This is a genomic window from Streptomyces sp. NBRC 109706 (assembly GCF_000974485.1).
Lineage (GTDB): Bacteria > Actinomycetota > Actinomycetes > Streptomycetales > Streptomycetaceae > Streptomyces.
In genome coordinates, this window is record NZ_BBOM01000009.1 from 423408 (window position 1) to 449159 (window position 25752).

22 protein-coding genes and 1 pseudogene are annotated in these 25752 nt (G+C 72.8%); 14 read left to right on the forward strand and 9 right to left on the reverse strand.

Going from position 1 to position 25752, the window contains the following annotated elements:
* Positions 1–150 precede the first annotated feature (150 nt).
* Positions 151–666, reverse strand: a complete 516-nt coding sequence (locus AOM46_RS21445) for a DinB family protein (RefSeq protein ID WP_062214196.1) — start codon at positions 664–666, stop codon at positions 151–153.
* 330 nt (positions 667–996) lie between these two features.
* Here AOM46_RS21445 and AOM46_RS21450 point away from each other — a divergent pair, with 330 nt between their 5' ends.
* Positions 997–2076, forward strand: coding sequence for a lytic polysaccharide monooxygenase (locus tag AOM46_RS21450; RefSeq protein ID WP_062214197.1), 1080 nt, complete (start codon positions 997–999; stop codon positions 2074–2076).
* Positions 2077–2261: 185 nt separating this feature from the next.
* A complete protein-coding gene (locus AOM46_RS21455; RefSeq protein WP_078857054.1) occupies positions 2262–3164 on the forward strand; it encodes a lytic polysaccharide monooxygenase in 903 nt (300 codons plus the stop codon).
* Between the two features lie 165 nt (positions 3165–3329).
* On the opposite strand, the gene AOM46_RS21460 is transcribed toward AOM46_RS21455, so the two are convergent.
* Entirely contained in the window at positions 3330–3896 is a 567-nt protein-coding gene (locus AOM46_RS21460) for a DUF1707 and FHA domain-containing protein (protein WP_062214198.1), read from the reverse strand.
* A gap of 209 nt (positions 3897–4105) precedes the next feature.
* Between AOM46_RS21460 and AOM46_RS21465 the strand changes: the two genes are divergently transcribed.
* From AOM46_RS21465 to AOM46_RS21475, 3 genes are all read left to right on the forward strand, one after another.
* Positions 4106–5026 (forward strand): GNAT family N-acetyltransferase, encoded by a 921-nt coding sequence (locus AOM46_RS21465; protein WP_062214199.1) that lies wholly within the window; start codon positions 4106–4108, stop codon positions 5024–5026.
* 85 nt (positions 5027–5111) lie between these two features.
* Positions 5112–6914: a malto-oligosyltrehalose trehalohydrolase gene (gene treZ, locus AOM46_RS21470; protein ID WP_062214200.1), complete on the forward strand. Its 1803-nt coding sequence runs from the start codon at positions 5112–5114 to the stop codon at positions 6912–6914.
* A gap of 59 nt (positions 6915–6973) precedes the next feature.
* The gene (locus AOM46_RS21475; protein ID WP_067226437.1) at positions 6974–7954 is read left to right on the forward strand and encodes a carbohydrate kinase family protein; all 981 of its coding nucleotides are present in this window, start codon (positions 6974–6976) and stop codon (positions 7952–7954) included.
* On the opposite strand, the gene msrB is transcribed toward AOM46_RS21475, so the two are convergent.
* From msrB to AOM46_RS21495, 4 genes are all read right to left on the reverse strand, one after another.
* Positions 7908–8324: a peptide-methionine (R)-S-oxide reductase MsrB gene (msrB, locus tag AOM46_RS21480; RefSeq protein ID WP_062214201.1), complete on the reverse strand. Its 417-nt coding sequence runs from the start codon at positions 8322–8324 to the stop codon at positions 7908–7910. The two genes, AOM46_RS21475 and msrB, sit on opposite strands and share 47 nt — an antisense overlap.
* 52 nt (positions 8325–8376) lie before the next feature.
* On the reverse strand, positions 8377–9771 hold the full coding sequence (gene murC / locus AOM46_RS21485; protein WP_062214202.1) for a UDP-N-acetylmuramate--L-alanine ligase: 1395 nt from the start codon (positions 9769–9771) through the stop codon (positions 8377–8379).
* A gap of 87 nt (positions 9772–9858) precedes the next feature.
* Positions 9859–10326, reverse strand: coding sequence for a hypothetical protein (locus tag AOM46_RS21490; protein WP_062214203.1), 468 nt, complete (start codon positions 10324–10326; stop codon positions 9859–9861).
* 138 nt (positions 10327–10464) lie between these two features.
* The gene (locus AOM46_RS21495; protein ID WP_062214204.1) at positions 10465–11238 is read right to left on the reverse strand and encodes a dihydrofolate reductase family protein; all 774 of its coding nucleotides are present in this window, start codon (positions 11236–11238) and stop codon (positions 10465–10467) included.
* Positions 11239–11304: 66 nt separating this feature from the next.
* On the opposite strand from AOM46_RS21495, the gene zapE reads away from it, so the two are divergent.
* From zapE to AOM46_RS21515, 3 genes and pseudogenes are all read left to right on the forward strand, one after another.
* Positions 11305–12399, forward strand: a complete 1095-nt coding sequence (gene zapE / locus AOM46_RS21500; RefSeq protein WP_267887815.1) for a cell division protein ZapE — start codon at positions 11305–11307, stop codon at positions 12397–12399.
* A 133-nt stretch (positions 12400–12532) separates the two neighbouring features.
* Positions 12533–13832, forward strand: a pseudogene (locus AOM46_RS31410) (DUF692 domain-containing protein).
* Positions 13833–13837: 5 nt separating this feature from the next.
* A complete protein-coding gene (locus tag AOM46_RS21515) occupies positions 13838–14746 on the forward strand; it encodes a TIGR04222 domain-containing membrane protein (RefSeq protein ID WP_158920538.1) in 909 nt (302 codons plus the stop codon).
* 137 nt (positions 14747–14883) lie between these two features.
* On the opposite strand, the gene hemQ is transcribed toward AOM46_RS21515, so the two are convergent.
* Both hemQ and hemG read right to left on the reverse strand, forming a co-directional pair.
* Positions 14884–15594, reverse strand: a complete 711-nt coding sequence (hemQ, locus tag AOM46_RS21520) for a hydrogen peroxide-dependent heme synthase (protein ID WP_062214208.1) — start codon at positions 15592–15594, stop codon at positions 14884–14886.
* 5 nt (positions 15595–15599) lie between these two features.
* Complete coding sequence (gene hemG / locus AOM46_RS21525; protein WP_062214209.1) at positions 15600–17003, reverse strand: protoporphyrinogen oxidase; 1404 nt, start codon at positions 17001–17003, stop codon at positions 15600–15602.
* A gap of 130 nt (positions 17004–17133) precedes the next feature.
* On the opposite strand from hemG, the gene AOM46_RS21530 reads away from it, so the two are divergent.
* The gene (locus AOM46_RS21530) at positions 17134–18231 is read left to right on the forward strand and encodes a DUF4349 domain-containing protein (RefSeq protein ID WP_078857055.1); all 1098 of its coding nucleotides are present in this window, start codon (positions 17134–17136) and stop codon (positions 18229–18231) included.
* Positions 18232–18271: 40 nt separating this feature from the next.
* Here AOM46_RS21530 and hemE read toward each other — a convergent pair whose 3' ends face one another.
* On the reverse strand, positions 18272–19303 hold the full coding sequence (hemE, locus tag AOM46_RS21535; protein WP_062214211.1) for a uroporphyrinogen decarboxylase: 1032 nt from the start codon (positions 19301–19303) through the stop codon (positions 18272–18274).
* Positions 19304–19435: 132 nt separating this feature from the next.
* Between hemE and AOM46_RS21540 the strand changes: the two genes are divergently transcribed.
* From AOM46_RS21540 to AOM46_RS21560, 5 genes are all read left to right on the forward strand, one after another.
* A complete protein-coding gene (locus tag AOM46_RS21540) occupies positions 19436–20029 on the forward strand; it encodes a DUF3000 domain-containing protein (RefSeq protein ID WP_107080133.1) in 594 nt (197 codons plus the stop codon).
* Between the two features lie 200 nt (positions 20030–20229).
* Entirely contained in the window at positions 20230–20889 is a 660-nt protein-coding gene (locus AOM46_RS21545; RefSeq protein ID WP_062214213.1) for a response regulator transcription factor, read from the forward strand.
* A gap of 109 nt (positions 20890–20998) precedes the next feature.
* Positions 20999–22261: an HRDC domain-containing protein gene (locus AOM46_RS21550; RefSeq protein WP_062214214.1), complete on the forward strand. Its 1263-nt coding sequence runs from the start codon at positions 20999–21001 to the stop codon at positions 22259–22261.
* A gap of 104 nt (positions 22262–22365) precedes the next feature.
* On the forward strand, positions 22366–23577 hold the full coding sequence (locus AOM46_RS21555) for an acetyl-CoA C-acyltransferase (protein WP_062214406.1): 1212 nt from the start codon (positions 22366–22368) through the stop codon (positions 23575–23577).
* A 46-nt stretch (positions 23578–23623) separates the two neighbouring features.
* Complete coding sequence (locus AOM46_RS21560) at positions 23624–25750, forward strand: 3-hydroxyacyl-CoA dehydrogenase NAD-binding domain-containing protein (RefSeq protein ID WP_062214215.1); 2127 nt, start codon at positions 23624–23626, stop codon at positions 25748–25750.
* The last annotated feature ends 2 nt before the right edge of the window (positions 25751–25752 follow it).

Consider the following 25752-nt stretch of genomic DNA (forward strand, 5'->3'; position numbering starts at 1 on the left):
ACGCCCACGGCCGATGCCTTCCCCATGGCATCGGCCGGCATGGGCACCCCGCCAGAAGCCCGACGGAGCACCCACCTGCCCAGTCCACCGGCCGGAAATCGCACCCGACAACCCGATGGGAACGCCCCGACCTGGCCTGCCGGCCCCCGCCTAGTAGTACCCCTTCGCCCCGTCCAGCAGTTCCCGCACGATGTCCGCGTGGCCCGCGTGGCGGCCGGTCTCCTCGATGAGGTGGATGAGGATCCAGCGAAGGCTGGCCCCGCCCGCGCGGTACTCGGTGTTGCGACCGACATCGTCCAGGGAGGCCGCCGCCACGATCTCGTTGCTTCGGGCGCACTGCGCCTCGTACTCCGCGAGCAACCGCGGCAGGGTGAGGCCGTCGGTAAGCCAGTCGGCGTCCTCGTGGGCCTCGTCGAAGGACGGGTTGCCCGCCGCGTCCGCGCCCAGGAACACCACCTCGAACCAGGTGTGTTCGACCCATCGCAGATGGCGGACGAGCCCGGCCATCGTCATCGCCGGCGAGGTCGGGAGGACGGAACGGTGCGCGTCGGCCTCGCTGATGCCGTCGCACTTCCAGCGCACGATCCGCCGCTGGAGATCCAGCCAGCCGACCAGCGCGGTGCGCTCGTCACCCCGCAAGGGGGGACGTTCGAGTGAAGGAGCCATGCCGGCGGACGTTAGCGCGCCGGCCCCCGGCTGTCGCGGGGTTTTCCACCCCGGCCGCGCACAGCCCCGACCAGGGCGCGGGCCGGCAACGCGGGAGCGTCGACTCCTCGCCCGGCGAGGGCCCGGCTGACGCATCGACAGCGGACGGCGACGGCGTCAACTCCCTTGCCCCGCCTCGGAGGACACAGCTTCGGCGCGATGCCTTTACAGCACGGGCACCCGACGCTACCTTCGGCCGCACAGTTCTGGGAGCGCTCCCATCTCTTTGGGCCCACCATGTCAGCCCCCGCCCCGCTCATCCCACTCATCACGCGAAAGGGACCGCACGCGATGAGAGACCGGCCGACCGCCCGCGCACGCCAGCGGAGAATCACCCTCCTCACCCTGCTCGCCGCCCTGCCCGCCCTCTGTCTGCTGATGTTCACCGGCGGCAGCGCGTCCGCGCACGGCGCCCCGATGGACCCGGGCAGCCGCACCTACCTGTGCTGGAAGTACAGCATCAACGAGACCGGCGCGATCGACCCGACCAACCCGGCCTGCCGTGCGGCGCTCAACCAGAGCGGACCCAACGCGTTCTACAACTGGTTCGCCGTGCTCCGCTCGGACGGCGCCGGCCGCACCGAGGGCTTCATCCCCGACGGCGAACTCTGCAGCGGCGGCGCCACCGTCTACGACTTCTCCGGCTTCGACCTCGCCCGCGACGACTGGCCCACCACCCACCTCACCTCCGGCGCCGACTGGGAGTTCACCTACAACCCCTGGGCCCACCACCCCGGCACCTTCCACCAGTACGTCACCGTCGACGGCTGGGATCCCACCACCCCCCTCACCTGGGACGACCTCGAAGACACCCCCTTCCACTCCGAGACCGACCCGCCCATGCGCGGCAACGTCGGCAGCGCCGAATCCGAGTACTACTGGGACGCCCAGCTCCCCTCGGACAAGACCGGCCGCCACATCATCTACACCGTATGGGAACGGTCTGACAGTCAGGAGACCTTCTACGGCTGCTCCGATGTCGTCTTCGACGGTGGCAACGGCGAGGTCACCGTTCCGGACGGGGACGGCTCCCCGGAGGAGCCGGGCGAGCCCGGCCCGACGCCTGGCTACTGCCGCGCCGCGCTGACCGGCGTGGACGAGTGGGCGGGCGGTTTCCAGGCGCAGATCACGGTCACCAACCCGAGCGACGGACCGATCTCCAACTGGACCGTGGACTGGTCGGAGGCGATGGGCAACGAGATCCACAGCGTCTGGAACGGCTCGATGATCTCGCACGGCACCCACATCATGGTCTCCAACGCCGCCTGGAACGGCACCGTTCCGGCGGGCGGGACCACAACCTTCGGCTTCTCGTCCGACGGTTCGCCGCCGACCGAGTCGACCCTGATCGGCTGCGTGGTCGCCAACTGACCCCGCGTCACCGACCGGCCCGGCCGTCGCCCCCGACGGCCGGGCCGGTCGCGATCAGGTAACGCACATGTCTTTACAGGCGCATCCGCTTGGCACTACCGTCCCAAATTGGGAGCGCTCCCATAGCGCTCTCACAGCTCCACAGGTTTCCCCCCACCTCATCACGGCGAAAGGGACGCAACGCGATGAGAGACCAGAAGAAGCGCAGCGGCCGCCTCCGTAAGCTCGGCCTGTTGACCGCGGCCGCCACCCTCCCCGCCATGACCGCCGTCGTGTTCACCGGCGGCAGCGCGTCCGCGCACGGTGCCCCGATGGACCCGGGCAGCCGTACCTATCTGTGCTGGAAGTACAGCGTCAACGAGACCGGCGCGATCGATCCGACGAACGCCGCGTGTGCCGCGGCCCTGGCGGAGGGCGGCGCGAACGCGTTCTACAACTGGTTCGCCGTGCTCCGCTCGGACGGCGCCGGCCGCACCGAGGGCTTCATCCCCGACGGCGAACTCTGCAGCGGCGGCGCCACCGTCTACGACTTCTCCGGCTTCGACCTCGTCCACGAGGACTGGCCCACCACCCACCTCACCTCCGGCGCCGACTGGGAGTTCACCTACAACCCCTGGGCCCACCACCCCGGCACCTTCCACCAGTACGTCACCGTCGACGGCTGGGACCCGAGCAGTCCGCTCACCTGGGACGACCTCGAAGACACCCCGTTCCACTCCGAGACCGACCCGCCCATGCGCGGCAACGTCGGCAGCGCCGAATCCGAGTACTACTGGGACGCCCAGCTCCCCTCGGGCAAGAGCGGTCGGCACATCATCTACACCGTATGGGAGCGCTCCGACAGCCAGGAGACCTTCTACGGCTGCTCCGACGTCGTCTTCGACGGCGGCAACGGCGAGGTCACCGTTCCCGGTGGCGCCGACGCGGCCTCCCCCGAGGTGATGAACGAGTTCACCGCGCCGGTCGCCGACGAGCACGGGGAGCACGCCGAGCACGGTGCCCACCACGTCGAGTCCGCGTCACAGGCCACCGCCGTGACCACCGGCGCCGCCGCCAGGAGCGCGTTCCTGCAGCTGCTGGCCGACTGAGCGGGCCGAGCCGGCCGCGTCGACGCACGCGCACCCGGTAGCGGCACGCAACCCCCGAACTCCGGCCTGTCGTCCCGACCTCCCAGCCCCCGCTAGGGCGACAGGCCGGCTTCGGGGTTTCCACGTTCGGCGACGCCCCCCTCGTTCAGGGCCGTTGGGGATCGTTCAGGGCTGTTGCGGGTCGCGGGGCGCCAGCCGGTAGGAGACGGCGCCGAAGCGGACCTGGTCCCCCGCGCGGACCGGGATGGTGTCGACGACGCGGCGCCCGTTGACCCAGGTGCCGTTGGCCGAGCCCAGATCGCGCAGCGTCCAGCCGGCGGCGGTGCCGCGCAGCTGGGCGTGGTAGCGGGAGACGCTGGCGTCGTTCAGCCGGAGCCCTGATCCCGAGGCGCGCCCTATGGCCAACGGCCGGGGCCCGGGCGCCGGCAGCACCAGTTGCGGCAGCCGCTCCGCGCGCCAGGCGAGCCGGAGGCGCTGGTGGAACGCGGAGACCCGGGTGACCGAGCCGAGCAACCAGCCCCGGCGACGTTCGACCTGACGCTCCGGCAGATCGCCCAGCACGGCCACCAGCTCGTCCGGATGCCGGGCGGCCAGGATGCGTTCGATCCGTCCGAGGAGGGTGTCGGGCGAGAGCCGCCCCTCGGCCATGCTCTCCCGCAGCACGTCGAGCGCCCGCTCCCGGTCCGCGTCGGAGATGCGCGGCTGTTGGGCTTCGGACTCGGACGGGGTCATACGGAAATTCTCCGTGACGGTCAGCCCGGCTGTCCAGATTTCCTTTGCCGCCATGGCGATGATCAGTTAATCTCCTCGCAACGCCCAACGATTCTGGAAGGAGGCGGACATCATGCACCGTTTTGCTCATTCATGCTTCCGCCGCCTTCCGTCTGGGCGTTCCTCGGGCTGATCCGGAAGCGTGTGAACACCTTTCCGGAAGGACCCCCATGACCGATCTGGTCATTCGCCCCCTGGCCGACGACGAGACCTCCGCCCCGTTCCACTCCCTGCCGGATCCCGGTGTGGTGGGGCGCGCGTTGCTGCCGTCGCCGCACGATCGCTTCGAGACCGTCGCCGCCGGCGGCGAGTACCGCCCCGAGTGGACCTGGCTCGCGTTCCGTGGCGACACGGTGGTGGCCCGCGTCGCCTACTGGGGCAGCGAGAACGACGCATCCCCCAAGGCGCTGGACTGGTTCGACTTCACCGACCGCGAGGCGGCGGTGGCGCTGCTCAGGGCCACCCCGTTTGACGCCGAGTACGAGCTGGTCCTGCCGCCCGGCTGGCGCGAGGACCCGGCGGCCCTGGCGGCGGCCGAGGCCAGGATCGAGGCGGCCACCGAAGCCGGCTACCGGACGCTGACCGAACGGTTCCGCTATGTCTGGACCACCGAGTGCGGGCTGCCCGAGAACCCGGGCCGGCTGGAGTTCCGTCCCGAGCCGGACGACGGGGCGGTCTTCGACGTGCTGCGCCGGATACACAGCGACACCAGGGACCACCACGCCCTGCGGGCCATCGCGAAGCACGGGCCCGACGGGGCGGCCCAGGAGGAGATGGACTTCATCAACTGGCTTCCCTCGGGCCGGGAGACGCTGCGGCTCGCCTACACCCCCGAGGGCGCGTTGGTGGGCATCCAGATTCCCGGGCAGAACCCGGCGGGGGCCTGTGTGGGGCTGATCGGGGTGGTGCCGGAACAGCGCGGCCACTCCTACGGTTACGACCTGCTGGCCGAGTGCACCCACACGCTGGTGGCGCACGGCGCCAAGCGGATCGCGGCGGCCACCGACGTGGGCAACAGCGCGATGGCCGCCTCGTTCGCCCGGGCCGGTTATCCGATCGCGCAGCACCGCTACTGCATGACCGTGGACTGACCCCTGGCCTTCGGGCCCGGAGTGAGTCGACGCCGCCCGGCGGGGGGTCTGGCCTGAGCCCGCCGGGCGGCACAGCATGGATGTCATGTCGGTTGAGGGATTCGAAACGGTCGGGGCAGTCGAAGCGGGCCGGGCGGTCCGGGTGTTCGAGGTATGGGCGCCGCACGCCGGCGAGGTCACCCTCCGGCTGGACGGACGCGACCTTCCCATGCGCCGGGCGCCGGGCGGCGAGGGCTGGTGGGAGGTCGAGGCCGAGGCCGGTTCCGGCGCGCGGTACGGCTTCTCGTTGGACGGCGGCGAGGTGCTGCCCGATCCGCGCGGGCGGGCGCTGCCCGACGGGCCCGAGGGGTTGAGCGCGGTGGTCGATCCGACGCGCTTCGCCTGGCGGCACTCGTGGCCGGGGCTGGCCCTGGACGGGGCCGTGCTCTACGAGCTGCACATCGGCACGTTCACCGCCGCGGGCACCTTCGACGGCGCGATCGAACGGCTCGGTCACCTTGCCGATCTGGGCGTCACCCATGTCCAACTGATGCCGGTCTGCCCGTTTCCCGGGCGGCACGGCTGGGGCTATGACGGGGTGGCGCCCTGGGCGGTGCACGAGCCCTATGGCGGGCCGGAGGGGCTTTACCGCTTTGTCGACGCGGCGCACGGGCACGGCCTGGGCGTGGTGCTCGACGTGGTGCACAACCACCTCGGCCCTTCGGGCAATCGGCTGCCCGCGTTCGGCCCCTACTTCACCGAGCGGCACCACACCCCGTGGGGCGCGGCCGTCAATCTGGACGGTCCCGGCTCGGACCAGGTGCGGGCCTACTTCGTGGGCAGCGCGCTGGCGTTTCTGCGGGACTACCGGCTCGACGGGCTGCGGCTCGACGCGGTGCACGCGCTGGTGGACGACAGGGCCGAGCATCTGCTGGCCGAACTCTCCGCCGCCGTGGCCGCGTTGGCCGAGGCGGAACGCCGGCCGCTGTTTCTGGTCGCCGAGTCGGACCGCAACGACCCGCGCACCGTCGCGCCCCGCTCCTCGCACGGTCTCGGCCTCGACGCACAGTGGAACGACGACTTCCACCACGCGCTGCATGTCGCCTGGACAGGCGAGTCCCAGGGCTACTACGCGGACTTCGCCCGCGCGCCGCTCACCGCCCTGGCAAAGGTTCTGACCTGCGGCTTCTTCCATGACGGCGGGTTCTCCGCGTTCCGTGGCCGACGCCATGGGCGGCCGCTGGAACGGTCCGCGGTCCAGACGCACCGGCTGGTCGGCTATGCCCAGACCCATGACCAGGTGGGCAACCGTGCCCTCGGCGACCGGCTCGCCGCCCTGCTCGGCCCGGTGCGCGCGGCACCGGTCGCGGCGCTGGTGCTGTGCGGTCCCTTCACACCGATGCTGTTCATGGGTGAGGAGTGGGGCGCCACCACGCCCTGGCAGTACTTCACCGACCATCAGGACCCGGCGCTGGCCGAGGCGGTCCGCGACGGCCGGCGCCGTGAGTTCGCCACCCACGGCTGGACGGCGACCGAGGTGCCCGATCCGCAGGATCCGGCCACCCGGGACCGCTCCTGCCTGGACTGGGACGAACCGCTGCGGGACGGCGCCAAGGCGGCGCTTCTTGACTGGTGCCACCGGCTGATCGCGATCCGGCACCGCCATCTGCCGCCGGGACTGCGCCTGGACCAGGTGCGGGTGGAGTTCGACGAGACCGCGCGCTGGCTGGTGCTGCACAACGGGCCGCTGACCGTGGCCGTCAACCTCGCCCCCGAGCCGAGGGTGCTGACGCTGGGCCCGGGACCGTTCACCACCCTGGCCGCCACCCACACCACCGCGCACCAGGAGCCGCCCCGGGGCGAACTCGCCCTGCCGCCCAGCTCCGCACAGGTGCTGCTGCGTACCTGAACGACACCGGAAGGCACAGCGTGGATACGCTGACAGCTCGCCGAGGGTGGGAGAGCAGCATGCCGGAGAGCGCACGGGAACGGATTCTCGTCGTGGGGGGCTCGGGGGTGGACACCATCGTCCGGGTCGAGCGGCTGGCCGTGCCGCCGGGCGACAGCGTGTCCGTCGAGCCGATCAGGGACTATGTGGCGCACACCGGCACCGGCTACGCGCTGGCGTTCCACGCGCTGGGGCGGCCGACGACCTTTCTCGACTTTCTGGGCGACGACGACCCCGGGCGGCTGGTCCGCGACCGGTTCGCCGCCACCGGGGTGGACTTCGTGACGCTGCCGGCGCCGGCCGGCACCCCGCGCAGCGTCAACCTGGTGGACGCCGAGGGCCGGCGGTTCTCCTTCTACGACGGCCGGCATCCGGCCGGTCTGACGCTGCCGCTCGATATCGCGCTGCCGCTGGTCGACCGGGCCCGCCATGTGCATGTGGGGCGCAGCGACTTCAACCGGGAGCTGCTGACCGCGCTGGCGGACCGGCCCGACGTCACCACGTCCACCGATGTGCACGCCTGGGACGGGGTGGATCCGGCCGCCCACCCCTGGGTCTTCGGCGTCGACCATGTCTTTCTGAGCGCCGCCTCGATCCAGGGCCGGGCGCCCGAGGTGCTGCGGATGATCCTGGCGCGCGGCCGGGCCCGCCTCGTGGTGGCCACCGACGGCGCCGCCGGCTGCTATCTGCTGGCGGGGCCCGAGGCGGGCGGCGACGGGGAGGTGCGGCACTTCCCCGCGGTGACGCCGCCGGGCCCCGTGGTGGACAGCAACGGCGCGGGCGACTCGTTCGCCACCGCGTTTCTGCACACGCTGCTCGACGGCGCCCCGTTGGCGCGCTGTGTGCACGCCGGCCTGCTGGCCGGCGCGTTCGCCACCACCCACCACGGCACCCACGAACGGCACATCACCGCCGGTGAATTGGCCGGGGAGTTGGCCGCCGCGACCGCTCGCGCTACGCCGGGCCCCCGGTCGGGTCCAGCTTCACCGCGATCGAGTTGATGCAGTACCGCAGGTCGGTGGGGGTGTTGTAGCCCTCGCCGGCGAAGACATGGCCGAGGTGCGAGCCGCAGGTGCGGCAGAGCACCTCGGTGCGCGGCCGTCCCGGCAGCGAGTTGTCCGGCCTGGTCTCCACCGCGTCGCTGTCCGCCGGGTCGAAGAACGACGGCCAGCCGCAGTGCGACTCGAACTTGGTGTCGGAGCGGAACAGCTCGGCCCCGCACGCCCGGCACTGGTAGATCCCGGCGGTCTTGGTGTCCGTGTACTCGCCGGTGAACGCGGGCTCGGTGCCCGCCTGGCGCAGCACCCGGTACTCCTCGTCCGACAGCTGCTCGCGCCACTCCTCGTCGGACTTCTCCACCTGGTACGCCATGGTCTCTCCTTTGCACTTCTGACTGCCGGTCCGAGGGGGGAACCGGTCCGCTCTAGGACGCGAGCCGGGCCAGGATCCTCGGGCCCAGCTCGGTGACATCACCCGCGCCCATGGTGAGAACCAGATCACCCGGCCGGGCGATTCCCGCGACGGTGTCGGGAACGGCGTCCGTCTCGGCGACGGCCTCGACGGTGGCGCCATGGGTGCGCGCGGACTCGATGATCAGCTCGCTCGTCACCCCGGGGATCGGATCCTCCCTGGCCGGATAGATCTCCAGCACCAGACAGGAGTCGGCGAGCGCCAGCGCCTGCCCCATCTCGGTCGCCAACTCCTTGGTACGGCTGAAGAGATGCGGCTGGAACACCACCAGCACCCGGCCGTCGCCGGCGCCGGACCTGATCGCCTCCAGATCGGCCGTCATCTCCGTGGGGTGGTGTGCGTAGGAGTCGATCACCCGCACCCCGGCCGCCTCGCCCTTGGGCTGGAGTCGGCGGCGCACCCCGGTGTAGCTGCCGAGGGCGCGGGCGAGATCGGCGGCCGGCACCCCGGCGGCCACGCCCGCGGCCAGCGCGGCGACGGCGTTGTGCGCGTAGTGCCGGCCGGGCACCGAGACGTCGAACGTCAGCTCGCCGCCGTCGATCGCGACGGTGACCTCGCTGGTCAGCCCCCTGGGCAGCACCCGGACCACCCGGGCGTCGGCGTCCGGCGCCTCGCCATAGGTGACGATGGTCAGCCCGGGCCGGCCGGTCAGCCGCGCGGTGAGCTTGCGGGCGCCCTCCTGGTCGGCGTTGACCACCAGCGTGCCGCCGGGGCGGATCCGCTCGGCGAAGGTCTCGAAGGAGTCGTAGATCTCGTCCATCGAGGCGTAGTTGGCGTGGTGGTCCAGCTCCACGTTGAGGACGACGGCCACCTCGGGCCGGTAGTGGTGGAAGCTGCGGTCGCTCTCGTCGGCCTCGGCCACGAAGATGTCCCCGGTGCCCTGGGCCGCGTTGGATCCCGGGGCGTCCAGATCGCCGCCGATCGCATAGGAGGGGGACAGCCCCAGCTCGGTGAGGCTGACGGCGAGCATCGAGGTGGTGGTGGTCTTGCCGTGGGTGCCGGCCACCGCGATGGCGCGGGTGTCGGCCATCAGCGCGGCCAGCGCCTCGGCCCGGTGGACCACCGGCAGCCCGCGCCCGCCGGCCTCGACCAGCTCGGGGTTGTCCTGCCGGATGGCGCTGGAGACCACCACACAGCTGGCGTCGGGCGCGAGCTGGTCGGCGCGGTGCCCGATCCGGACGTCGACCCCCACCGCGCGCAGCGCGGCCACCGTCTCGGACTCGCGGGAGTCGCTGCCGCCGACCCGCGCGCCGCGCTGGGCGAGCAGCTTGGCGATGCCCGACATGCCGGCGCCGCCGACGCCGATGAAGTGCGGTCGTTCCATGGCGGGCGGGATCGCCGTCGTCATCCGTCAGTCTCCCTGCTAGTCATGTGCGCCCCGATTGTCGCACCCGATAGGAGAGGTGGCGCGCAGCCAGGCCCTGCGCCGGTCGGGCTACTCGCCGTGCGCGAACAGCTTGAGCACCGGGACGCCGACCTGGTGCCTGGCGCGCGAGGCCCAGTCCCGGTGGAACAGCTCCTCCACATAGTGCGGGGCGGTCAGCACCACCACCTCGTCGGCGCCCGTCCGCTCCACCACGGAGGCCAGCAGCTCCAGCGGGTGGTCCTCGATCAGCTGGCCGACGGCGTCGGCGCCGGCGGCGCGCAGCGCGGCCAGCGAATGGTCGAGGCCGCGCCGCGCCGGGGGCAGCGCGTCCTCGCCCTCGGGCTCCTCGGGCTCCCGCACCGCGTCCCCGAACTCGCCGAGCGCCACATCGTCGAGGGCGCGCAGCAGCTGGTCCTGCTCGCCACGCGGCTGCATCAGCACCACGAACGACTGCGGCTCGTCACCGTGCAGCGTGGTGACCATCTCGACGTCGGTGGGCACCATGGCCTTCTCGATCATCAGGACCGTCGTGATCACGATTTGCGCCCTTCGTCTGCGAGGTCCGCGCTCCCGGCGGGGACCACCACGGGCCGCGGGGAGACACGGCGTTGCGCCCTTGAGTCTGCCCACACCAGGATAAGCGGAACGTCACATTCCGCAGATTGTCAGACCCACTCAGATCGCCCGATACCGATGGAAGAGGAACCCCTCGTCCTCCAGCAGATCGGTCAGCCGGTACGCCTGCGGCTCCGGGATCTCGGGGCCGCTCGTCACCCGGGGTGCCGAGCCGATCGCGAGCCGGGGCGCGACCGTCAGACACAGCTCGTCCAGCGCCCGCGCGCCGGCCAGCGCGCCCAGCAGCCTCGGCCCGCCCTCGGTGAGCAGCCTGCGGTAGCCGCGCGCGGCCAACTCGGCCCTGATCAACGCCGGTTCGGCGGATGCGCCGGCACCGGCGAACACCACCTCGACGCCCGCCTCGGCCGCCGCCGCCAGCCGCTCGGGCGGCGCCTTGGCGCCGGTGACCAGCAGCGTCGGCACCGTGGGCGAGGCGAAGAGCGGCCAGGAGAAGTCCAGGTCGAGGCCGACGCTGACCACCGCGACGGCGGGCGCGGGGGCCTGCCCGGCGGCGGCCCGGCGCTCGGCGAACTCGGCGCGCGCCCGCGCCGGCCGGTAGCGCTCCTGACGCACCGTCTCCGCGCCCACCACCACCGCGTCCGCCAGCGCCCGCAGCACCCCGAACACCCGCATGTCGGCCGGGCCCGACAGCGGCTGGGAACGCCCCTCGTGGTGCGCGGCGCCGTCCAGGGAGGTCACCATGTTGGCCCGCAGCCAACAGCCGTCGGAAGCGACCGGCTCCGGATAGGCGTAGGCATCGGCGAGCCCCGGGAGACCCGACAGCCCGCTCGACGGGACGGCCGCCGCCTCGGGCGGGGGGAACAGACGTCGCATGGGCCGCAGTGTGGCACACCGGGCACGGCCGGCCAGGATCGCCCATCTGGCGTAAACTGGGAGATCGTGTCCACCAGCAGCGCAGCCATCCCCGACGACGGCCAGGGCGACCACCCCCGAGAGCCGGCGTCGCTCAGCGCCCGCGATCCCGAGGTGCCGGCCGGCCGTCTGGTGGCCGAGATGGTGCCGCCGCCCCGTTTCGACACCGTCCGGTTCGACACCTATGTGCCCGACCCCCAGCAGCCCAGCCAGCGCACCGCCGTCAAGGTGCTGGAGGACTTCGCCGCCGGGCTCGGCCCGCGCGGCGCTTCCGGCGGGCGGCGGGGGTGGCGGCCCTGGGGCCGCAGGCCCGGGCCGGCCGCCGAGCCGCGCGGCGTCTATCTGGACGGCGGGTTCGGCGTCGGCAAGACCCATCTGCTGGCCTCGCTCTGGCATGCCACGCCGGCGGCCCCCGAGGAGAAGGCGTTCGGCACCTTTGTCGAGCTGACCAATCTGGTGGGCGCGCTCGGCTTCCGGGAGACGGTGCGCACCCTGGGCGGCCACCGGCTGCTCTGCATCGACGAGTTGGAGCTGGACGATCCGGGCGACACGGTGCTGGTCTCCTCGCTGCTCTCCCGGCTGGTCACCGAGGGCGTGGCGCTCGCCGCCACCTCCAACACGCTGCCCGGCCGGCTCGGCGAGGGGCGGTTCGCCGCCGCCGACTTCCTGCGCGAGATCCAGGGCCTGGCCGCCCGGTTCCGGCCGGTGCGGATCGACGGCGACGACTTCCGCCACCGTGGCCTGCCCGAGGCGCCGCCGCCGCGTCCGGACGCCGAGGTGACCGCCACCGCGCGGTCCACGCCCGGCGCGACGCTGGACGACTTCGGCACCCTGCTCGACCATCTGGCGCGGGTGCACCCCAGCCGTTACGGGGCGCTCTGCGACGGGGTGCGCGTCGTCTGTCTCACCGGCGTGCGCCCGGTGCCCGACCAGAGCACGGCGCTGCGCCTGGTGGTGCTGGCCGACCGGCTCTACGACCGCGAGATCCCGGTGCTGGCCTCGGGCGCCCCGTTCGACGAGCTGTTCAGCCGGGAGATGCGCGAGGGCGGCTACCGCAAGAAGTACTTCCGCGCCGTCTCCCGGCTCACCGCCCTCGCCAGGGACGCCGGCGAGCTGGGTTGACGCCCGACCCGCGCGCCAAACCTCTGGACTGCCTCAAAACCGGCGGGTAACCGGATTGGCCCCCGGACACCGGGGGATGAAGGGGACAGCGCGCCGGGTACCGTCGGTTCTCCGGCGCGAACGGGGAGGCGTCATGGGCACATTGGGGACGGGCATCGGCTGGCGCCCCGAGATCGCCGATGTGATCGAGGAGCTGCCGGGCGTCGACTGGGTCGAGGTCGTCGCGGAGAACATCTGCGCCGACCATCCGCCCGCGCCGTTGGCCCGGCTGCGCGAGCGCGGCACCACGGTGATCCCGCACGGCGTCGGCCTGGGCCTGGGCGGCGCCGAACGCCCGGCGCCCGGACGGCTGATGGCGCTGGCCGGGCTCGCCGAGGCGCTGGACGCGCCGCTGGTCACCGAGCACATCGCCTTTGTCCGCGCCGGCGGGCGGCTCACCGGAACGCCCCGCGTCGAGGCCGGCCATCTGCTGCCGGTACCGCGCACCAGGGACGCGCTGGACGTGCTCTGCGCCAATGTGCGGATCGCCCAGGACGCGCTGCCGGTGCCGCTCGCCCTGGAGAACATCGCCACCCTCTTCTCCTGGCCCGACGAGGAGCTGACCGAGGCTCAGTTCCTGAGCGAGCTGGTCGAGCGCACCGGGGTGCGGCTGCTGATCGACGTGGCCAACCTGCATACCAACGAGGTGAACCGGGGCGAGGACCCGGCCGAGGCGCTGGACGCGCTCCCCCTCGAAGCGCTCGCCTATGTGCATGTCGCGGGCGGCGTCGAACGGGACGGTCTCTGGCACGACAGCCACGCACATCCGGTGCCGCCGCGCGTCCTTGAGGTGCTGGGCGAGCTGTGCGACCGGATCCGGCCGCCCGGGGTGATGCTGGAGCGGGACGACGGTTTCCCCGCGCCGGCCGAGCTGGCCGCCGAGCTGGCGGCGATCCGCGCCGTGGTGGAGTCCCGGGCGGTGAGCCATGCCTGAGATCCCGGGGCCCGCCGAGCCGGCCGAACGGGACGCCCTGGACCCCCTCGACGCCGCCCGGCACCGACTGGCCCTCGCCCAGGCCGAGTTGCTCGCCGCGCTGGTCGGCGGCGGGCCGCCGCCCGCCGGCTTCGACGTCGACCGGCTGCGCGTCCAGTCCGAGGCGCTGGCCGCCAAACGGGCCCGGGTGCTGGCGAAGGTCGCCCCCGAGCTGCCCGAGATCCTGGGCAGCGGCTACCGCGCGGCGGCCCGACGCCATGCCGAGCGGCACCCGCTGACCGGCGGGTACCACGAGGACGCCGTCGCGTTCGTCCGACAGCTGTTGGCCGACGGCGGCCCGGCGGACGACCCCGCCGTCCGCGAACGGCTCACCCGCTGGCTGGGCGCGCGGAGTCCCGCGCGCCCGAGATCGATCCGTGGCCTGTGGAAGGCGCCGCTTCGGCGGCGCGAGGAGAGGTGAACGCGATGCTCTTGCTACTCGCACCCGGAGTGCTCGCCCTGTGTTGCCTGGTCGTCGCGCTGCGGCGACGGGCCCTGGCCCAACCACCTGGCGATGTCCACGACACCACCGTGCACACCATGGCGGAGTCCGCCTTCCTGGCCGGCGGCGCCGGCCGGGTCGCCGACACGGTGATCTACGGCCTGGTCACCAAGGAACGCGTCGCCATCGAGGACGACCAGTTCGTGGTGCGGCAGCCCAAGGCCGATGACGCGCTGGAACGGGCGGCGCTGGCCGTCTGCGGTGACGCTTGGCACACCCCGCTGAGGAAGGTGCGCGCCGCGCTGATCGGCTCCCCCGAGGTGCAGGCCATCGGCGACGCGCTCACCGCCCGTGGGTTGCTCTTCGAGCCCCGACGGCAGGCCGCGTGGCGCCGCGCCATCTGGCTCACCCGCACCCTGGCGGTGCTGGGGCTGCTGACCCTGCCCTACGGTCTGGCCACCTCGGCGTTCGACGACCCCACCGCGCTGATCGGCCCCGGCTGCGCCCTGGTGGCCCTGGTCGGCTCCCTGATCGCGGGGCCCGTCTCCTCCGCGCTGACCGACGAGGGCAACAAGGAGCTGTGGCGGCTGCGCCGCACCGTCCCGTTCGTCACCCTGGGCGCGCCCGCCGCCCTGGCGCTGACCGGGGCGATGGTGCTCGAACCGGCGCTGCGCTCCCAGTTCCAGACGGCGCAGGCCGCCGCGGCCCCGGTCGCCGCCACCGGCACCACCGCGACCACCTGGGGCCCCGGCTGCGGCGGCGACGCCGGCGCGACGGGCGGCGGCGGAGACGGCGGTAGCGGTGGCGGGGGCGACGGCGGTGGTGGCGGAGACGGCGGTGGCGGGGACGGCGGATGCGGAGGCTGCGGCGGTTGCGGGGGGTGCGGCGGCTGACCGGCGCGGACGGTAGGTCTGACCGCCGGCGCCAAGCAGCAGACACGACACCGCACCAACGAGACACCGGCCCGCCCGCGCGGCAGCGCGACGGCGTCGGCCCGTCCGCGCGGCAAGCGCAGCGGCGCGGGCCCCGGTCAGGCCAGGCCGGCGACCAGCTCGGGCAGTTCGCGGCGGCGGCCGGTGTAGAAGGGGACTTCCTCCCGGACGTGGCGGCGGGCCTCCGAGGCGCGGAGGTGCCGCATCAGGTCGACGATGCGGTGCAGTTCGTCGGCCTCGAAGGCCAGGATCCACTCGTAGTCGCCCAGCGAGAACGAGGCGACGGTGTTGGCCCGCACATCGGGGTAGCCCCTGGCCATCTTGCCGTGGTCGGCCAGCATCGCCCGCCGCTCCTCGTCCGGCAGCAGATACCACTCGTAGGAGCGGACGAAGGGGTAGACGCTCACATAGTCGCGCGGGGTCTCGTCCGCGAGGAACGCCGGGATGTGCGACTTGTTGAACTCCGCCGGCCGGTGCAACGCCATGTTCGACCAGACCGGATCGAGGAGCCGGCCGAGGCGGGTGCGGCGGAAGAAGTTGTACGCCTCCTGGAGGGCGTCCGCAGTGGCGGCGTGCCACCAGATCATCACATCGGCATCGGCGCGCAGCCCGGACACGTCATAGGTGCCCCGGACCACCACGTCCTTGGCGGCCAACTGCGTGAACAGCTCGGTCACCTCGTCCGCGAGCCCGGCCCGTTCCTCGGGCAGCGCGTCCCGCAGCCGGAACACCGACCACAGCGTGTAGCGGATGACCTCGTTCAGTTCCTTGGCGCGCTTGCCGGTGGGCTTCTCGGGTGCGTTCGTCATGGCGCCTATTCTCCCGCCTCGCCCCTGGGCCCGGTCGGCAGGGTGCGCAGCAGATCGGCCGCCGCCTGCTCGGCCCCGCCGATACAGGCGGGCACGCCCACCCCGTCATAGGCCGCGCCGCACAGGCCGAGACCCGGCAGCCCGGCGAGATAGCCGCGGACCCTGGCCACCCGGGAGTCATGGCCGACGGTGTACTGCGGCAGCCCCTGCCACCAGCGGGTGACCACCTGGTCGACGGGCGTGGCGCGCAGCCCGACCGCCTCCTCCAGATCGCCGAGCGCCACCCGCACCAGATCCGTGTCGTCCCACTCCAGCGGGCCCTCGTCGGCATACCGCCCCACCGAGGTGCGCAGCACGAAGAGCCCGGGGTCGGCGGCCGCGGCCCACTCCCACTTGCCGCTGGTGAAGGTGGCCGCCTTGATGGTGCGGCCGTCGACGGCCGGCACCAGGAAGCCGCTGCCGCGCGGCAGCCGCGCCAGCTCCGAGCGGCGGAAGGCCATCGTGATCAGCGCCATCGAGGCGTACTCGACGGCCGCCAACTCCCCCGCGGCGGCCGGCGCCTCGGCCGCCAGCAGCCGCGCGGCGGCCGGCGCCGGCACCGCGAGCAGCACCCCGTCGGCGACCAGCGAACGGCCGTCGTCCAGCGCGGCCGCCCAGCCGCGCGCGGTGCGCCGCAGCCCGGTGACGGTGACCCCCGTCTCCACCACGGCGCCGCGCCCGGCGACGTTCTCGGCGACGGCCGCAGCGAGGGTGCCGACGCCGCCCTCGATGCCGGTGAAGACCGGGGTGTTGGCGGTGGCGGCCGAGGGCGCCGGGCGCAACGAGCGGACGGCGGCCAGCAGCGAGTCGTGCTTGCGCGCCGCCTCGTAGAGCTTGGGCACGGCGGCACGCAGCGAGATCCGGTAGGCGTCGCCCGCGTAGACCCCGCCGAGCAGCGGGTCGACCAGCCGGTCGACCACCTCGGTCCCCATCCGGTCGGCGACCAGTCGCCCGATGCCGATGTCCTCGGACAGGTCGAGCGGCGGCAGTTCGGTGTCGCGCGCGATCCGGGCGAGGCCGGCGTCCGAGAGCACCCCGGCCAGCGCGGCCGCGGTCGCCGGCACCCCCATCACCTGCCCCTGCGGCATCGGCCGCAGCGTGCCGCGCGACCAGATCCCGGCCGTGGTCACACTGGGCGGCCGCAGGGCGTCGCCGAGGCCGACGGCCTTCGCCAGCTCGATGGCCTCCGGCCGTCTGGCGAGCAGCGACTCGGCCCCCAGATCGACGGGGACACCGGCGATCCGGCCGGTGTGGAGTTTGCCGCCGAGGCGCCGATCCGATTCCAGGAGGGTGACCCGGACTCCGGCGGCGAGCAGCCGATGGGCGGCGGCGAGACCCGAGATCCCACCGCCGACGACGATCACATGCATGGCCCCTACTGTCGCAGACGCCGCGCCGAGTCTGACGCGTGACCTCATCGGAACCCCTTAGCGACAACCGGACTCCCGTGCCATCCGTCCAACGGGTGACAACAGGTCATCGTGACAAGGGGGTTCCGTCATGCGGCAACGCGCAGGAACAGGGCGACACCAGAGACCGGGGGCGGCACTGGTGGCCCTGCTGGTCGGCGGCCTGCTGCTCGCCGGCTGCACATCGTCGTCCTCGGACTCCGCCACCTCGGACGAGGGCGGCGGCAGCCAGGCCGACATGCGCGAGGAGGCATGGTCAGGGGCCGACGACGTCGACGAGGCCGTGCCGGACGACGCCGGCAGCGGCGAGAACGCCGAGCCCCTGAACCCGGAGGACATCGGCACCGTCTCCGAGGTGCCCGACCCCAGCCGGCTGATCCAGTCCGCGTCGATCTCCGTGGTGGTGGAGAAGCTGTCGGACGGCCACGCCGAGGCCGTGCGGCTGACGCAGCGGGCCGGCGGCTATGTGAGCGACGAGTCGACCAGCGGCGGCGAGGGCGGGATGGCGTACTCGATGCTGACCCTGCGCGTACCGGCCGAGGGGTACACCGCCCTGCTGAACGAGCTCTCCGAGCTGGGCGACCTGACCCATCGGGAGCTGACGACCGAGGACGTGGGCGACGAGATCGTCGACGTGGAGAGCCGGCTGGAGACCCAGCGGGAGAGCATCGAACGGGTCAGGGCACTGATGGAGGACGCCCAGTCACTGGAGGACATCGTCCGGCTGGAGTCCGAACTCAGCAGGCGGCAGGCCGAGTTGGAGTCGCTTGAGGCCCGTATCGCCAGCCTGCGGGGCGATACCGCGCTGGCCACCATCTCCCTGGAGCTGATGGTCGAGGAGGCGACCGAGGCCGAGTCCGACAAGGACGACGACCGGCCCAGTGTGGTCGACGCGCTCCTCGGCGGCCTGGAGTTCGTCTGGCTGCTGCTGGTCTGGCTGGCGATAGCGGTCGGCGCCTCGCTGCCGGTGATCGCACTGCTGGCGGTGCTCTGGCTGCTCTGGCGACTGCTGGGCCGCCGGCTGCCGCTGCACCGCCTCACCCGCACCCGCAACAGCCCCGTCCCGCCCCCGCCGGTCACCGCGCCCCCGCCGCTGATCGGAACCCGCGAGTCCCTGCACGCCCAGCGCGACGAACAGCGAACCGCCGACCGGCGCGACGACGACCGTCCGGACCAGCCCGACGCCTGACGAGGCCCAGGCCCGAGCGCACCGCCCGCCCCGTACTCGGCTAGCGGGCGGTGCGCTCGTGGACGTGCGCGACGAGCCGGGTCAGCGCGTCCGGGTCGGTGTCCGGGAGCACGCCGTGGCCGAGGTTGAAGACATGGCCCGGCAGGTCGCGGGCGGCGGCCAGCACCCGGTCCGCCTGCTCGGCGACCACGGCCGGGGGCGCGAACAGCACCGCCGGGTCGAGGTTGCCCTGCAGCGCCTTCCCCGGACCGACCCGGCGGGCGGCCTCGTCCAGCGGCACCCGCCAGTCCACGCCGACCACATCGGCGCCGGCCTCGCCCAGCAGGCCGAGCAACTCCCCGGTGCCCACACCGAAGTGGATCCTCGGCACCCCGTGATGCGCCACGGCGGAGAGCACCTTGGCCGAAGCGGGCAGCACCGCACGCCGGTAGTCGGCCGGGGCCAACGCGCCCACCCAGGAGTCGAAGAGCTGCACCGCCGAGGCACCGGCCTCGATCTGCACCGAGAGGAAAGCGGCGGCGATCCCGGCCAGCCGGTCCAGCAGCTCGGCCCACAGCTCGGGATCGCCGTACATCATGGCCTTGGTGTGCTCGTGGTTGCGCGAGGGCCCGCCCTCGACCAGATAGCTGGCCAGGGTGAACGGGGCGCCGGCGAAGCCGATCAGCGGCACGTCGCCCAGCTCGGCGACGGTCAGCCCGACGGCCTCCGTCACAAAGGAGACGTCCTCGGGATCCAGCGGGCGCAGCCGCGCCAGATCGGCCCGGGTGCGGATCGGCTCGGCGATCACCGGGCCGATGCCCGGCTTGATGTCGAGGTCGATGCCGATCGCCTTGAGCGGCACCACGATGTCGCTGAAGAAGACCGCCGCGTCCACCCCGTGCCTGCGCACCGGCTGCAGCGTGATCTCGGTGACCAACTCCGGCCGGGCGCAGGAGTCCAGCATCGCGATCCCCTCGCGGGCCTTGCGGTACTCGGGCAGCGAACGCCCGGCCTGCCGCATGAACCAGACGGGGGTGTGCGGCACCGGCTCGCGACGGCATGCCTTCAGAAACGGGGAGTCGGTCACAGTCACAGGGGAAGTCTCCCACGGCGTGCGGTTCCGCTCTCGCGCACGGGTGTGGCTACCGGCGGCGGGCGGCCCAGGCGCCTAGGGTTACCCGCCATGGCAGCGTCTCGCACTCATACGGCGGAGGAGTCAGCGGATATGAGCGACCCCGGGGCTGGGGCACCGTCCGCCTTCCGGCAGGCGGTGGCCGCGCTCGCCGCGGCCCGGCCGCGCCCCGAGGTGACGCTCTCCCCGCTTCCCCCACCCCGCAGGCTCGCCCCGCACGCGCATGCGCTGGGCGCCACGGTCACCGAGGGTGGCGAGGAGCTGGCCGACGGACGGTTCGTGCTGCTGCACGATCCGGCGGGCGACGACAGCTGGCGCGGCGACTTCCGGGTCGTCACCCTGGCCAGGGCCGATCTGGAGCCCGACCTCGCGGGTGATCCGCTGCTGCCCGAGGTGGCCTGGTCCTGGCTGATGGAGGCCCTGGACGCCAGGGCGTTGCCGATGCACGCGCCCAACGGCACGGTGACCAGGGCGGATTCGGCGTTCTTCGGCGGCCTCGCCGAGCGCCGTGGCCAGGCCGAGCTGGAGCTGCGGGCGTCCTGGACCCCGGCCGATCCGGCCGATGCCGGCGGACATCTGCTCGCCTGGTGCGGTCTGCTGGCCCAGTGCGCCGGGCTGCCGCCCGAGTCCGGCACCGCCACCGCCGTCACCGCGCTCCCCCGCCGCCGCGGGCCCCGTTCCAACTGACGGTCCGGCTGACAGCCCCGCCCCACCCCGGGCGGGCGACGCGCCGGCTGTCAGGGCGGCGATGACGAATCACCGGTTCGTGATCATTCCTAAAGGCCCGGAACCTTCCTGCCGAAGAGGTCTGTGACCCTTCCATCCGGATCGCCCCGACTCCTCCTCGAAGGAGTCGGATCCTTCCCACCCACTTCCCGGGAGGCCCGGTGTCTGTTCTCCTTGAGCACCCCGCAAGCCTGGTCGCCTACCGCCCTAACAAGCCGACGGCCATGGTCGTCGTGGCCGACCCTCGCGTCCGTTCCACCGTGACCCGCCATCTGTGGGCTCTCGGCGTTCGGGACGTGATCGAGGCGTCGTCGATCGCGGAGGCCCGCCCCAGAGTCGCCAACCCGCGCGATATCTGCGTTGCCGACGTCCACCTGCCCGACGGTTCGGGCCTGACTCTGTTGTCCGAGACCAGGGCCGCCGGCTGGCCCAACGGTCTCGCCCTGTCCGCCGCCGACGACATCGGCGCGGTGCGCAACGCCCTCGCCGGTGGCGTCAAGGGCTATGTGGTCACCGGCACCCGCAACAACCTCGGCCCGCCCAGCCGGCCAGGGGCGGCGCATATCGGCGCCGCCTCCCGTATGCACCGCCGGCAGCCCGGTGCCCCGTCCCACCAGGGCGGCTTCCGCGAGCTGTCCGGCCGGGAGGTCGAGGTGTTGCGGCTGGTGGCGGAGGGCCAGTCGAACAAGGCCATCGGCGTCTCCATGGGGCTTTCCGCCCTCACCGTCAAGAGCCATCTGGCCCGTATCGCCCGCAAGCTGGGCACCGGGGACCGCGCCGGCATGGTCGCCGTCGCGCTCCGCACCGGCATCATCCACTGAACCCCGTCGAGCACCCCCTCCCCGCCGCTGGCGCACGCCCCCACCCCGGGCGTGCGCCAGCGGCGCGAGGAGACGTTGTGCTCCATGAGCGCACAGTTACCCTTGACAGGTGACCGACGCCCAACAGATCACCGAGACAACGCCCGAACTCCCCTCCGCTGAGCCGTCAGGGCCCGTTCCGGTCCCCCTGCTCACGCCCAGGGAGGGCGTTCCCCCGGTGATCGCCGACGAGGCCGCGCTCGCCGAGGCGATCGCCGCCTTCGGCGCGGGGTCGGGCCCGGTCGCGGTGGACGCGGAGCGCGCCTCGGGCTATCGCTACGGGCAGCGCGCCTATCTGGTGCAGCTGCGCCGCGCCGGCGCCGGCACCGCGTTGATCGATCCGGTCGCCTGCCCCGATCTCACGCCGCTCGGCGATGCCATCGCCGACGCCGAGTGGGTGCTGCACGCGGCCACCCAGGACCTGCCCTGCCTGCGCGACATAGGCATGCGCCCCGGGGTCCTCTTCGACACCGAACTCGCCGGCCGGCTGGCCGGTTTCGCGCGCGTCGGCCTTGGCGTGATGGTCGAGACGGTCCTCGGCTACAGCCTGGAGAAGGGCCATTCCGCCGTCGACTGGTCGAGCCGTCCGCTGCCCGAGCCCTGGCTGCGCTACGCGGCGCTCGACGTCGAGCTGCTGGTCGATCTGCGGGACGCCCTGGAGGAGGAGCTGCGCCACCAGGGGAAGCTGGACTGGGCCCTTGAGGAGTTCGCCGCGATCGCCTCGGCGCCGCCGGCCCCGCCGCGCAAGGAGCCCTGGCGCCGCACCTCCGGCGTCCACAAGGTGCGCAAGCGCCGGCAGTTGGGCGTGGTGCGGGAGCTGTGGACGGCGCGGGACGAGACGGCCCAGCGGCGGGATCTGTCGCCGGGCAAGGTCCTCTCGGACGCCGCCATCGTCGCCGCCGCCCAGGCCCTGCCGAAGGACACCCGCGCGCTGGCCGCGCTGCCCGGGTTCGGCCACCGCACCAACCGGCGCCAGCTCCAGCAGTGGCAGGCCGCCGTGGACCGCGCGCTGCGGCTGCCGGAGAGCGAGCTGCCGCAGACGGCGCAGCCGCCGCAGGGCCCGCCTCCGCCGCGCGCCTGGGCGGAGCGGGATCCGGTGGCGGCGGCGCGGCTCTCGGCGGCCCGGGCGACGATCACGGCGCACGCCGAGGAGCTGCGGATGCCGCAGGAGAATCTGCTGACGCCCGAGGTGGTGCGCCGGCTGTGCTGGGAGCCGCCGGCCCGGCTGACGGTGGAGGCGATCGGTGAGGCGCTGCGCGGGCTCGGCGCGCGCGACTGGCAGATCGGGCAGACCGCCGAGCGGCTTGCCACGGCGCTCGCCGACGCCGGCTGAGCACCGATTGGTGGCGTGGGACGGTGGTCCGCTCTTGCCCATCGGTTACCCGCTAGTAGCATGGGCGGTGGATCGAATGTCTCGGCGTGGAGAGAGAGGGCATCGTGCCGCGTACCGTCAGGGACGTCGTCTTTGTTGATGGCGTCCGCACCCCGTTCGGCAAGGCGGGTCCCAAGGGGATCTACCACGAGACCCGCGCCGATGACCTCGTCATCAAGTGCATCCGCGAGCTGCTGCGCCGCAATCCGCAGCTGCCGCCGGAGCGGGTCGACGATGTGGCGCTCGCCGCCACCACCCAGATCGGCGACCAGGGGCTGACCCTGGGCCGCACGGCCGCGCTGCTCGCCGGGCTGCCGCAGAGCGTGCCGGGCTACTCCATCGACCGGATGTGTGCCGGCGCGATGACGGCCGTCACCAGCAGCGCCGGCGCCATCGCGTTCGGCGCCAGCGATATCGCCATCGCCGGCGGCGTCGAGCACATGGGCCGGCACCCGATGGGCGAGGGCGTCGACCCCAACCCGCGCTTCGTCTCGGAGAAGCTGGTCGACGAGTCCGCCCTCTTCATGGGCATGACCGCGGAGAACCTGCACGACCGTTTCCCGCACCTGTCCAAGGCCCGCGCCGACGAGTACGCGGTGCGCAGCCAGGAGAAGGCCGCCAAGGCGTACGCGGACGGCAAGATCCAGCCGGATCTGGTGCCGATCTCGGTGCGCCGCACCGAGGGCGAGGGCGAGTTGGGCTGGGGTCTGGCCACGGCCGACGAGCCGATGCGCCCGAACACCACCCTGGAGGGCCTGGCCAGCCTGAAGACGCCGTTCCGTCCGCACGGCCGGGTCACCGCCGGCAACGCGGCCGGGCTCAACGACGGCGCCACGGCCTCCGTCCTCGCCGGCGAGGACATCGCCGAGGAGCTGGGCCTGCCGGTGAAGATGCGGCTCACGTCCTTCGCGTTCGCCGGCGTCGCGCCCGAGGTGATGGGCTTCGGCCCCATTCCGTCGACGGAGAAGGCGCTGGCCAAGGCCGGCCTGACGATCGACGACATCGGGCTGTTCGAGCTGAACGAGGCGTTCGCCGTCCAGGTGCTGGCGCTGCTGGACCACTACGGCATCGCGGACGACGACCCCCGCGTCAACCAGTACGGCGGCGCGATCGCCTTCGGTCACCCGCTGGCCTCCTCCGGGGTGCGGCTGATGACGCAGCTGGCCCGGCAGTTCGAGGAGCAGCCGCACGTCCGCTACGGGCTGACCAGCATGTGTGTCGGCATGGGCATGGGCGGCTCGGTCATCTGGGAGAACCCCCACTGGGAGGGCAAGTGAGGGCCGGCGCGGAACATCGGGCGAGCGACAAGACAAGGGAGTCACAGTGAGTACCGCCGACACGCTGCGTTCAGCGGCCGAGGTCTTCCCCGACGAGGTGGTCACGCAGGCCACCGTGCGCCATCTGGATCTGCCGCACGAGACCGGCCGGTTCGCGCTGATCACGCTGGACAACGGCTTCGACCACAAGAAGCCGACCACCTTCGGCCCCCGGTCGCTGGCCAATCTGGACGCCGCGATCGACCAGGTCGAGGCGGAGGCGCTGGCCGGTGAGATCGTCGGCGTCGGCCTGACCGGCAAGCCGTTCGTGTTCGCCGTGGGCGCCGACCTCAAGGGCGTCGAGGTGCTGAGCCAGCGCGAGCAGGCGCTGGCCATCGGCACCGGCGGCCACGACGTGTTCCGCCGGCTCAACGGCCTGGCCGTGCCGACGTTCGCCTACTACAACGGCGCCTCGCTCGGCGGCGGCGTCGAGGTGGGCCTGCACTGCACCTACCGCACGGTCTCGGAGTCGATCGCCGCGTTCGGCCTGCCCGAGGTCTTCCTCGGCCTGGTCCCCGGCTGGGGCGGCTGCACCCTGCTGCCGAACCTGATCGGCGCCGACCGCGCCGTGACGGTGATCGTGGAGAACGCGCTCAACCAGAACCGCATGCTCTCCGGCCCCAAGGTCTATGAACTGGGCATCGCCGACGCCATCTTCGAGGCGGCGGACTTCCTGGAGCAGTCCCTGCGCTGGACGGCCGCCGTGCTGCGCGGCGAGATCGAGGTCGGCCGGCAGGACCCGGACCGGGGCGAGGCATGGGACCAGGCCGTGGCCAGGGGCCGTGGGATCGCCGACGAGAAGGTGCATGGCGCGGCCCCCGCCGCCTACCGGGCGCTGGACATCATCGCCCAGGTGCGCAACGGCGATCTGCGGGCCGGCTTCGAGGCCGAGGACACCGCGCTCGCCGATCTGATCATGGGCGACGAACTGCGCAGCGGCCTCTACGCGTTCAACCTGGTGCAGCGCCGGGCCAAGCGCCCGGTGGGCGCCCCCGACAAGTCGCTGGCCCGTCCGGTCACCAAGGTCGGCATCGTGGGCGCCGGGCTGATGGCGTCCCAGCTGGCGCTGCTCTTCGTGCGGCGGCTCAAGGTGCCGGTGGTGCTCACCGACATCGACCAGGAGCGCGTCGACAAGGGCGTCGGCTGGGTGCACGAGCAGCTGGACATGCTGCTGCTCAAGGGCCGGATCAACCAGGACGCGGCCAACCGTCTCAAGGCGCTGGTCACCGGCTCGCTGGACAAGGCGGAGGCGTTCGCCGACGCGGACTTCGTGATCGAGGCCGTGTTCGAGGAGATCGGCGTCAAGCAGCAGGTGTTCGCCGAGCTGGAGGCCGTGGTCCCGGAGCACGCGATCCTGGCCACCAACACCTCGTCCCTCTCGGTCACCGAGATGGCGTCCCAGCTGAAGCATCCGGAGCGGGTCGTCGGTTTCCACTTCTTCAACCCGGTGGCCGTGCTGCCGCTGTTGGAGATCGTGCGCGCCGAGCGCACCGACGACGCCTCGCTGGCCACCGCCTTCAAGGTGGCCAAGGAGCTGAAGAAGTCGGCGGTGCTGGTCAAGGACGCGCCGGCGTTCGTCGTGAACCGCATCCTCACCCGTTTCATGGGCGAGGTGCTGGGCGCCATCGACGAGGGCACCCCCGTCGAGGTGGCGGACGGCGCGCTGGCGCCGCTCGGCCTGCCGATGTCGCCGATGGTGTTGCTTGAGCTGGTCGGCCCGGCCGTGGCGCACCATGTCGCGGGCACCCTGCACGAGGCGTTCCCGGACCGGTTCGGCGTCTCGGAGAACCTGGGCCGGGTGGTGTCGGCCGGCAAGCGCACCCTCTATGTCCACGACGGCGGCAAGCCGGAGCTGGACCCGGAGGTGGCCGCGCTCTTCCAGGTCGGCGACCAGGTGCTCAGCGAGGAGCAGGTCCGCGCCCGCGCGCTGGACGCCATCGCCGAGGAGATCGGCCTGATGCTGGACGAGGGCGTCGTCGCCGAGGCGCAGGACATCGACCTGTGCCTGATCACCGGCGCCGGCTGGCCGTTCCACCTGGGCGGGATCACCCCCTACCTGGACCGCGCCGGCGTCTCCCAGCGGGTGCTGGGCCGACGCCTGCTGGCACCGGGCGTGGCGAGCGTGCCGCAGTAGAG

Coding starts and splice junctions, on each gene's coding strand:
- hemG (WP_062214209.1), bottom strand. CDS start 17,003: ATGCATGTGATCGTCGTCGGCGGTGGGATCTCGGGTCTCGCCGCCGCC.
- AOM46_RS21465 (WP_062214199.1), top strand. CDS start 4,106: ATGACCGATCTGGTCATTCGCCCCCTGGCCGACGACGAGACCTCCGCC.
- murC (WP_062214202.1), bottom strand. CDS start 9,771: ATGACGACGGCGATCCCGCCCGCCATGGAACGACCGCACTTCATCGGC.
- msrB (WP_062214201.1), bottom strand. CDS start 8,324: ATGGCGTACCAGGTGGAGAAGTCCGACGAGGAGTGGCGCGAGCAGCTG.
- treZ (WP_062214200.1), top strand. CDS start 5,112: ATGTCGGTTGAGGGATTCGAAACGGTCGGGGCAGTCGAAGCGGGCCGG.
- AOM46_RS21455 (WP_078857054.1), top strand. CDS start 2,262: ATGAGAGACCAGAAGAAGCGCAGCGGCCGCCTCCGTAAGCTCGGCCTG.
- AOM46_RS21445 (WP_062214196.1), bottom strand. CDS start 666: ATGGCTCCTTCACTCGAACGTCCCCCCTTGCGGGGTGACGAGCGCACC.
- hemQ (WP_062214208.1), bottom strand. CDS start 15,594: ATGACGAACGCACCCGAGAAGCCCACCGGCAAGCGCGCCAAGGAACTG.
- AOM46_RS21515 (WP_158920538.1), top strand. CDS start 13,838: ATGCTCTTGCTACTCGCACCCGGAGTGCTCGCCCTGTGTTGCCTGGTC.
- AOM46_RS21540 (WP_107080133.1), top strand. CDS start 19,436: ATGAGCGACCCCGGGGCTGGGGCACCGTCCGCCTTCCGGCAGGCGGTG.
- AOM46_RS21495 (WP_062214204.1), bottom strand. CDS start 11,238: ATGCGACGTCTGTTCCCCCCGCCCGAGGCGGCGGCCGTCCCGTCGAGC.
- AOM46_RS21530 (WP_078857055.1), top strand. CDS start 17,134: ATGCGGCAACGCGCAGGAACAGGGCGACACCAGAGACCGGGGGCGGCA.
- AOM46_RS21450 (WP_062214197.1), top strand. CDS start 997: ATGAGAGACCGGCCGACCGCCCGCGCACGCCAGCGGAGAATCACCCTC.
- AOM46_RS21475 (WP_067226437.1), top strand. CDS start 6,974: ATGCCGGAGAGCGCACGGGAACGGATTCTCGTCGTGGGGGGCTCGGGG.
- AOM46_RS21460 (WP_062214198.1), bottom strand. CDS start 3,896: ATGACCCCGTCCGAGTCCGAAGCCCAACAGCCGCGCATCTCCGACGCG.